General features: G+C 49.4%; 3 protein-coding genes. All 3 read left to right on the top strand.

Annotated features, from left to right (window positions below; translation table 11 throughout):
- The first annotated feature begins 207 nt into the window (after positions 1-207).
- Positions 208-1,131, top strand: coding sequence for a VENN motif pre-toxin domain-containing protein (locus NQ012_RS12770; protein WP_257067954.1), 924 nt, complete (start codon positions 208-210; stop codon positions 1,129-1,131).
- Positions 1,128-1,412 carry a hypothetical protein gene (locus tag NQ012_RS12765; protein WP_257067953.1) on the top strand — a complete coding sequence of 95 codons (285 nt, stop codon included), beginning with the start codon at positions 1,128-1,130 and terminating at the stop codon, positions 1,410-1,412. Before NQ012_RS12770 ends, NQ012_RS12765 begins: the two co-directional genes overlap by 4 nt.
- Before the next feature lie 523 nt (positions 1,413-1,935).
- Positions 1,936-2,462 (top strand): VENN motif pre-toxin domain-containing protein (locus NQ012_RS12760; protein ID WP_257067952.1); only part of this gene is annotated, 527 nt, incomplete at its 3' end.

Here is a 2,462-nt window from a genome sequence, read left to right as displayed (position 1 = left end):
ATACAGCGGGAGGTAACACAGCAGTTCGGCTAAAACGTACAGTATGCCAATACCGAAATCAACAAACGGTTAGACAGCCTAAAAGAGCAGTTGGAACAAGGCCGGATCAGCCAAAGAGATTACGACCGCCGATTGGCAAACTGGCAGTATGGCAAGTTGGCACTTAATTCCTTGGCAGCAGGCTTGAGCGCCCCGACCGAGAGCGGTTTGGGCATTGCAACCGCCGCCGCCAGCCCTGCGGCAGCCTACGCCGTCGGCCAATACTTCAAAGGATTGGTACAAGAAAACCTGCTTGTCGGCAAAACCGAAACCGCCGAATTAACCGCCGCACAAGAAACCGCCCGCGCGGTAGCCCACGGCGTAATCGCCGCCGCCACGGCAGCAGCGGGCGACAACAACGCCCTGACCGCCGCGATAAGCGCAGGCGGGGCGGAGGCGGCGGCACCGTATGTGAGCCAATGGCTGTATGGCGAGAAAGACGGCAGCAAACTGACCGCCGAGCAGAAACAGACGGTTTCGAGTATCTTAAGTTTGGGCGGCGCGGCGGTTGGCGTAACCGGCGGCTCAACGGCGGATACGGTAGCCGGCGGGCAGGCAGCGCAGAGGGCGGTGGAGAATAATTTCTCTATGCAAGATTTAGGAATTTCTCAAAATGCTCAAAGTGGTTTGCAACAAATAGCACACCGACAAGTTCAGCAATTTGTTGTTAATGCAAATAGTTCTGCTGCCGAGAAAAGTAAACTATTTGAGTTGTTAAAGGCGTATAAAGCAAATGCTGCAATTACTGCTGAAATAACGGCAGCTTTGGGGCTTGGTGCTAATATTAGTGTTACTATTAATCAAGATAAAAGTGTAACAATAACTGCTGCAGGTACTGCAGGATATGGAGTTGAAGGATTTGTAGGGGTGTCTGCTTCTAATAAATCTAGAAAAGACGGTTTCTTCTCAGAAGTGTGTAGCTCCGGTGGTGGTGCAGTTGTAGTTGGAGTATGCGCTGGAGCAAATCTTGAGAGAAATCAGCCATTAATAGTAACCGGTAAAGTTGGCACAGGAGCAGGAGCTTTTGCAGGTGCAAATATTGGCTATCAATGGACTATTAACTTTTCAGAATCAAAGGACAACCACAAATGATTTCATCTCCTTATTTTTTTGGTTTTCTATTTGTAATCTATATTGTTTTGGCTATTTTAAATCTGTTTGTTTCATATAGAATATTTAAAGAGGAAAAAGAAATTTATAATTTAATAGATTTTTTTGTCTACTCTAGTTCTTTGAATTTTAAAATTTTAAAAATTTTATTTGGTAGGAGATCTATTTCAAATAAAAAAAATTTGAAATTATTAAGAGTTAATTTTATTTTAGCTATGATTGTTTTGATTTTTCTGATTGTTAGTATTTTCATAAAAATATAACAAGTATAGCAAGCTGTAGCCCGTGTCAAAGAAGGAAAGCTGCCGCTGGCGACGAGTGCCATCTGAACGCCATTGCCGAACTAAGAAACACCAATCAGGCGGCGGCTACGATAGTGAATAACGGTTTGTTGCTGTCGCTGAGCGAATTGGGCAGTTCCTGAAAGCTATTTAAAGGATGAGTCTGGTGTATTTATTGATCAAAATGGAACCAAAACAGGTAATTTTAGCAAGCCGTAGCCTGCATCAAATGCCCATTCAAGCTGTAGGGTGAGTGCCATCAGGCACGCACGCGTTGCAAGCCCTCAAGGCCGTCTGAAAAAATTCCCAATCTTTTTTCAGACGGCCTTACATCATCCGCACCGAAACCGCAGAACAGGGTTCAGGCCGTCTGAACAACACGTTCGACCAAGACAAAGTGCGGAAAGAGCTGGACATACAGCGGGAGGTAACACAGCAGTTCGGCTAAAACGTACAGTATGCCAATACCGAAATCAACAAACGGTTAGACAGCCTAAAAGAGCAGTTGGAACAAGGCCGGATCAGCCAAAGAGATTACGACCGCCGATTGGCAAACTGGCAGTATGGCAAGTTGGCACTTAATTCCTTGGCAGCAGGCTTGAGCGCCCCGACCGAGAGCGGTTTGGGCATCGCTTCCGCTGCCGCCAGCCCTGCGGCGGCCTATGCCGTCGGCCAGTATTTCAAAGGATTGGCGCAAGAAAACCTGCTTGGCGGCAAAACCGAAGCCGCCGAATTAACCGCCGCCCAAGAAACCGCCCGCGCGGTTGCCCACGGCGTAATCGCCGCCGCCACGGCAGCAGCGGGCGACAACAACGCCCTGACCGCCGCGATAAGCGCAGGCGGGGCGGAGGCGGCGGCACCGTATGTGAGCCAATGGCTGTATGGCGAGAAAGACGGCAGCAAACTGACCGCCGAGCAGAAACAGACGGTTTCGAGTATCTTAAGTTTGGGCGGCGCGGCGGTTGGCGTAACCGGCGGCTCAACGGCGGATACGGTAGCCGGCGGGCAGGCAGCGCAGAGGGCGGTGGAGAA

This window comes from Neisseria dentiae (genome assembly GCF_024580525.1).
GTDB classification, from domain to species: Bacteria; Pseudomonadota; Gammaproteobacteria; order Burkholderiales; family Neisseriaceae; genus Neisseria; species Neisseria dentiae_A.
This window is presented reverse-complemented; position numbering and strand designations above follow the sequence as displayed.